The sequence below is a fragment of the uncultured Planktosalinus sp. genome (assembly GCF_963973675.1).
In the GTDB taxonomy this organism is placed as follows: domain Bacteria; phylum Bacteroidota; class Bacteroidia; order Flavobacteriales; family Flavobacteriaceae; genus Planktosalinus.
In genome coordinates this window covers 1-5,593 of sequence record NZ_CAXBAN010000169.1, presented here as the reverse complement: position 1 = coordinate 5,593, position 5,593 = coordinate 1, and the positions used below count along the sequence as shown (strand labels likewise).

6 protein-coding genes are annotated in these 5,593 nt (G+C 42.4%); 1 reads left to right on the top strand and 5 read right to left on the bottom strand.

Annotated elements, in window-relative coordinates:
- The first annotated feature begins 3 nt into the window (after positions 1-3).
- Entirely contained in the window at positions 4-777 is a 774-nt protein-coding gene (rluF, locus tag AACY61_RS07875) for a 23S rRNA pseudouridine(2604) synthase RluF (protein WP_339611030.1), read from the top strand.
- Positions 778-859: 82 nt separating this feature from the next.
- Here the strand turns inward: rluF and AACY61_RS07870 are convergent, their stop codons facing one another.
- From AACY61_RS07870 to AACY61_RS07850, 5 genes are all read right to left on the bottom strand, one after another.
- Entirely contained in the window at positions 860-1,294 is a 435-nt protein-coding gene (locus tag AACY61_RS07870) for an Hsp20/alpha crystallin family protein (protein ID WP_339611029.1), read from the bottom strand.
- A 191-nt stretch (positions 1,295-1,485) separates the two neighbouring features.
- A complete protein-coding gene (gene sucC / locus AACY61_RS07865) occupies positions 1,486-2,676 on the bottom strand; it encodes an ADP-forming succinate--CoA ligase subunit beta (RefSeq protein WP_339611028.1) in 1,191 nt (396 codons plus the stop codon).
- Positions 2,677-3,337: 661 nt separating this feature from the next.
- A complete protein-coding gene (locus tag AACY61_RS07860; RefSeq protein WP_339611027.1) occupies positions 3,338-4,090 on the bottom strand; it encodes a DUF481 domain-containing protein in 753 nt (250 codons plus the stop codon).
- Positions 4,091-4,148: 58 nt separating this feature from the next.
- Complete coding sequence (locus tag AACY61_RS07855) at positions 4,149-5,093, bottom strand: nitronate monooxygenase (protein ID WP_339611026.1); 945 nt, start codon at positions 5,091-5,093, stop codon at positions 4,149-4,151.
- Positions 5,093-5,332: a T9SS type A sorting domain-containing protein gene (locus AACY61_RS07850; protein WP_339611025.1), complete on the bottom strand. Its 240-nt coding sequence runs from the start codon at positions 5,330-5,332 to the stop codon at positions 5,093-5,095. The genes AACY61_RS07855 and AACY61_RS07850 overlap by 1 nt, the downstream gene beginning before the upstream one ends.
- Between the last annotated feature and the right edge of the window lie 261 nt (positions 5,333-5,593).

Below are 5,593 nucleotides of genomic sequence, written 5' to 3'. Positions count from 1 at the left end.
TCGATTCGATTAAACAAAGCCATGAGTGAGAGCGGGTATTGTTCCCGCCGGCAGGCCGACAGCCTGATTGAACAGGGTCACGTGTCCGTCAATGGTGAGATTGCCTCTTTGGGTGATCGTGTGATGCCCGATGACACCATTACCGTCAAGGGCACCCCCATCAAAGGAACTGACAAGGAGGTGTTCATAGCCTTAAACAAGCCGGTGGGCATCACCTGTACAACTGACCGTCGTGTAGCAGGAAATATTGTTGATTTTGTGAATCATCCGGAACGTATTTTTCCTGTTGGACGTCTCGACAAACCTTCTGAGGGTTTGATTTTTTTGACCAATGACGGCGATATTGTCAATAAAATATTACGTGCAGGGAATCAGCATGAAAAGGAATACATCGTTACTGTTGACCGGCCTGTCACCGAGGAATTTGTGAAACGTATGGGTCATGGAATTCCCATTTTGGATACTGTTACCAAAAAATGTACCGTGGAGCGCATCAGCAGGTTTGTGTTCAGGATTGTTCTTGTACAGGGATTGAACCGGCAAATCCGTCGGATGTGTGACTATTTGGGGTATGAAGTTACAGCGCTGAAGCGGATTAGGATTATGAATGTAGATTTGGACAATCTACCGGTGGGTCAATGGCGTGATTTGACAAAAGCGGAACTGGACACCATCAAAAAAATGGTAATGGAGTCGCGCAAAACTGCGGCGGCGGAGAATGTCCCAACAGTAAAAAGCAAGCCAAAACGAAGAAACCGCTCCGGCAGGGGTTCATAAAAAAAGACTGCCCCCCGATTGCTAAGGGAGCAGTCTAACTAACTAACCAACCAAATTATTGTTTTCGCCGGATGGCGAAAAACTATGAAACTGCAATCATTCTCTTAGGCTTTTGCTTACTTTCTTCGCGTTTTGGTACCTCAATATTGAGAACGCCATTGTTGTAAGTAGCCTTAATTTTATCTTGCTCTACTGTTTCAGGAAGATTGAACGCTCTTTTAAAAGCCTTGTAATTAAACTCCTTGCGGGTGTATTTTCCATCTTCAGAAGTTTCCTCTCTTTCAGATTTTTCCTCAGAAGAGATGGTCAGTACATTCTCATCCAACTCGATGTTAAAATCTTCTTTCTCTTTACCGGGCACTGCAACTTCTACCTGAAAGTTATCGGCAGTTTCCTTAATGTTCACTGCAGGCAAGGTACCTCCAAACTGAGATACATCTGCCAAACGGCTGTCGTTGAATAAATCTTCAAAAACTGAAGGCAGCCAATTGTCCTGATTTCTTTTAATTAAACTCATAACATTTATTTTTTAATGGTTAAACGAATTGTTTTTACCATCACTATGCAAATTGAGTTCCAATTGTAAAGATAAGACACAATGTCTTGATTTTGTGTTAATAAGGTGCCAAAATGGCAACTCTAAATCATAAAAAATCCCGAACAGAGGAATGTTCGGGATTCAATGATCTTGTACTTGTTGGTGTTTATTTAGGAGAGCACTTCCTGAACTTTATCGGCTGCTTCCTGGAACTGTATGACAGAATGCACATTGAGTCCGCTTTGATCGATCAACTCTTTAGCGATGTCTGCGTTAGTTCCCTGCAGTCTAACAATAATTGGTACTTTAATTTCTCCGATGTTTTTGTATGCATCAATGATTCCCTGTGCAACGCGGTCACAGCGTACAATCCCTCCAAAGATATTGACCAGAATGGCTTTTACTTTGGGGTCTTTTAAAATAAGCTTGAAGGCCGCTTCGACACGCTCTGCATTTGCTGTTCCTCCCACATCAAGGAAGTTGGCCGGTTCACCACCCGCTTGTTTGATGAGGTCCATCGTTGCCATTGCGAGTCCGGCACCGTTGACCATACATCCCACGTTTCCGTCCAGATCAACATAATTAAGGCCTTTGGCCCCTGCTTCCACTTCTACAGGGTTTTCTTCACGCAGGTCACGCATTTCTGCGTAGTCTTTGTGACGGTAAAGCGCGTTGTCATCAAGGGTTACTTTAGCATCAACTGCTATGATTCTGTCGTCGCTGGTTTTTAGCACCGGATTGATTTCAAACAAGGACGAATCAGATTTTTCATAGGCGGTATAGAGTGCTGTTACAAATTTGGTCATTTCTTTAAAGGCTTTGCCTTCAAGACCTAAGTTAAATGCCACACGACGTGCCTGAAATGGCAGTATCCCTACCGAGGGGTCAATTTCTTCATTGAAGATTAAGTGGGGGGTTTGTTCAGCTACAGTTTCGATATCCATCCCACCTTCTGTAGAATACATAATCATATTTTTTCCGGTGGCGCGGTTGAGCAGTACGCTCATATAAATTTCACTGGGTTCACTATCACCCGGATAGTAAACATCTTCTGCTATCAGCACCTGGTGAACGCGTTTTCCTTCTGCTGATGTTTGTGGGGTTACCAAATCCATACCGATGATTTGATTGGCAATATCTTCTACATGTTCAATTCCTTTGGCCAATTTGACACCGCCCCCTTTTCCACGGCCACCGGCGTGTACCTGTGCTTTGATGACATACCAGCTTGTACCGGTTTCATCGGTTAATTTTTTTGCTATTTCTACTGCTTCCTGTGGGGTTTGTGCCACATAACCGCGTTGAATTTCAACGCCAAAGCTGTTTAATATCTGTTTTCCTTGATACTCGTGTAGATTCATAGTGAAGGCTTTGTCTTTAATAATTAAGGTGCAAAAGTAATAAAAGCTACTTAGTGAAGCAATGTTTTTCTAGTTTAAAAATTTTGGCAGGCAATAAAAAAAACACCAATTCCTGTTATCTTTTTAAAAGTTTAATCGTCTGTGATCTATATCCTATTTTTAAGAAATAAACCCCAGAATTTACATGGCTCAAATCAATTGAAGGAGGGTTTTGATTGAAGTGGCCTGAACTGACTTTTTTACCCAGGCTGTCAAAGACTTCATAGGCCGTATTAGTGAGTGTGGTGTTGCTTTGGATGTAAAAAACACTTTTTGACGGATTGGGAACTATTGCAATATTGTATAGTTCATGGTCTGAAACAGTGAGGGGGTCATTGTTGAAGCGTTGAAGAATCAGGTATTGGTTTCATTTTAACGCGAAACCAATCCTTCAAGGGTTCAGAACCCTTGAAGGGTTTTTATCAGAGATTACTCCTCTTGCGATAAGTATTGAGAAAATTGCTATGTTAGCGTGAATCAGACCTTCAAGGTTTTTAAAACTTTGAAGGTCTGACTGATCTTTTCCTTTGGCCCGATTGTAAATGTGATAGGTTCTATCAGGTTCCAGAATGGCTTGTTGTCTTGCATTTTAATTAACTATTTCGATAAACCCTTGAAGGGTTCAATCAAACGCGTACAGCAGTCCGGTAGAAAGCTCATAAAAGGTATTGGGCACATTGGTAGCCGGGGTCTTGTCGAAGGTGAGGGTGTAAGAAACTTTCAGCGAAAGCTTTTCAACGATTCCAAAAACAAAAGAATTTTCTGTAGCGATTCTGAAATCTCCCATCTCTTTGAGCACCGGCTGGTAATAGGTTGTACTCACAAATGATATATTGTCTGTGGGGTACAAACTCATTGACAAGTAAGTGCTCGCTCTCCAGTCCCGGTTAATGTTAAGCGGCTCTTCATTGAGTTCTTCATGTTCATACATTACCAGGGTTCCCAGATACAATCTGTATTTATCGAGCCCAATGAGTTTAAACCTTGGCCCTGTACCTGCCAATCCCCTCAATTGAATTTTTGCAATAGAGTTGTATTGCGATTGCACAAAAGCTTCCCACACAAAAGCATCTTTGATTTTATAGTTGTACCGCAAATGTTGAGAGCCCTGATTGAGGAAACTCTCGCCTCCTGAACGTTCAAACCCCAGGTTATTGACAAAAAGTGCCAGGTGTTTATTCATTTTGTACTGAACGTGAATGTTGTTCTTTAACCGAATGAGTGTCTTGGTATTTTTGGTCAACGAAAAAGTAAGGCTGGTATTACCACTCCACCCCGAAGTGTCTGTTACCTTCCGAAGGGATTCTACATTGATGATTTGTGACCAAGTAAGTAAGGGAAAAAAGAAGAGGGTTAAGACTACTAATTTTCTCATTTAAATTTATCGTTTTTCAACCCTTCAAGGGTTCTAAACCTTTGAAGGGTTGGTTTATTTACAATTTATTGACTTCTTTTTTAGCAGCTTCAAATTCTGCCATCATTTCTCTGACAATATCGCCGGCGGGTTTGATGTCTTGGATTAAGCCGGATATTTGTCCGATTTCCAACTCCCCCTCTTCCAGGTTGCCTTCAAACATGCCTTTTTTGGCTCTGGCTCTTCCCAGTAGTTCCTTGAGTTGTTCAATTCCCGGATTTTGAGTATACAGGGTTTGGATGTCCTCATAAAACTTATTTTTAATAAGCCGCACCGGAGCCAGTTCTTTGAGTGTCAACATAGTGTCACCTTCTTTGGCTTGTACAATAGCATCTTTAAACGCTTTGTGGGCTGATGATTCTTCACTGGCAGCAAAGCGGCTTCCCACCTGAACGCCGTCTGCTCCCAATACCATTGCTGCCAGCATGGCTCTTCCTGTTGCGATTCCACCGGCAGCGATGAGGGGTATTTGCAGTTGTTCTTTTACCATAGGAATGAGTGTGAGTGTAGTGGTTTCTTCCCTTCCATTGTGTCCTCCGGCTTCAAATCCTTCGGCAACCACAGCATGGACACCGGCCTCCTGTGCTTTCAGTGCAAATTTTACACTGCTCACCACGTGCACCACGGTTATGCCGTTTTCTTTTAGAAAAGAAGTATAGGTTTTTGGGTTTCCGGCTGAAGTAAACACAATGGATACCTCTTCTTCCACAATAATTTTCATGATCAGTTCTAAATCAGGATAGAGCATTGGAACATTGACTCCAAACGGTTTGTTGGTAGCTTGCTTACATTTTTGGATATGTTCCCTGAGCACTTCGGGATACATCGAACCGGCTCCGATGAGTCCGAGACCCCCGGCATTGCTCACTGCAGAAGCTAAGCGCCAGCCACTATTCCAAATCATGCCTCCCTGAACTATGGGGTATTGAGTCTTAAAGAGTTCAGTAATTCTATTTTGTGTCATTATTTTTTTAATACTTTAAGTGTCTGAATCTGTGATGCTGATTGCAGTTTTATAACATAGAGTCCTGCAGAAAGATATGCTACCGGGATCCTGTTTTTATTTTTTGTAAGTGTAGTTTCAAAAAGCAAGTTTCCTGAAGAGGAAAAAAGAGCTAACCGTGTTTCGGTGATTGCGTCTGGAAAATCGAGATTGATGTAGTTGTCTGCCGGATTGGGAGGCCCGAAATTGGTTTGAATCAAAAGTGTTTACATGAAGCAGTACTTCCATAGCCGTTTGAAAATTGGAAATGCCGTAGCCCATTTTATCAGTAGGGTTGTTGTACAGGTGTGCGGATTCCCTAAGGAGTTGCATCAATTCAAAATTTTTATATTCGGGGCGTGCCTGCCACAAACAAGCTACGAGTCCGGCGGTTATGGGAGCGCTAAAAGAGGTCCCGCTATTGGCTACTATTTCATTGTCCTGATTGATGACATAGGCGGGTGCTCCTTGTTATAAAACTG